The organism is Streptococcus mitis SK575, from assembly GCF_000257865.1.
Lineage (GTDB): Bacteria > Bacillota > Bacilli > Lactobacillales > Streptococcaceae > Streptococcus > Streptococcus mitis_CQ.
On sequence record NZ_AICU01000057.1, the window covers coordinates 1 to 561 of the forward strand.

Below are 561 nucleotides of genomic sequence, written 5' to 3' on the forward strand. Positions count from 1 at the left end.
CTTCGGTGTCACTGTAACATCACCAGTCTTAGGATCTTGTTCCAAGTCTACTGTCGGTGTCTTACGTGCTGGAGTAGTTGTTGGCACTGGTTGTGATGGTCTCTTATTCGGTTCTGTTACTGTACCTTTTCCTGGTAAATCACCTTTAGGTAACTTGTCATTCGGTACTATTCCTGAACCGTCTTCTCCGATGATAACCTCGATTGGAGTATCATTATCACCCGGAATAACTACCTTCGTTCCTGGTGGATATGTTCCTCCCACTCCAGGTTTCTTCGGTGTGACAATCGCATCTCCATTTGGTTTTCTAGTAATACCAATTGCTGGTCGCTCCGTTTGTGGTTCATTTGGATCTAATTTTTTAGGTGTCTTCACTTGAACTTCTTCAGGTGTTTTCCCTTTTTCAATAATCTTACCTGTTCCCGGAATATCTCCTTCTGGCAGATCACTGTTTGGTACTGTTCCTTTTCCATCTTCACCGATTGTTACTGTGATTGGTTTTCCGTCTTTACCTGGAATTTCTACTACTGTTCCTGGTGGGTAGATTGAGCCATCTGGTTT

The 561-nt window shown here is 43.1% G+C and carries 1 pseudogene; it reads right to left on the reverse strand.

The features are described from left to right. Positions 1-561 (reverse strand): annotated as a pseudogene (locus HMPREF1048_RS07860) (hypothetical protein); the annotation flags it as partial.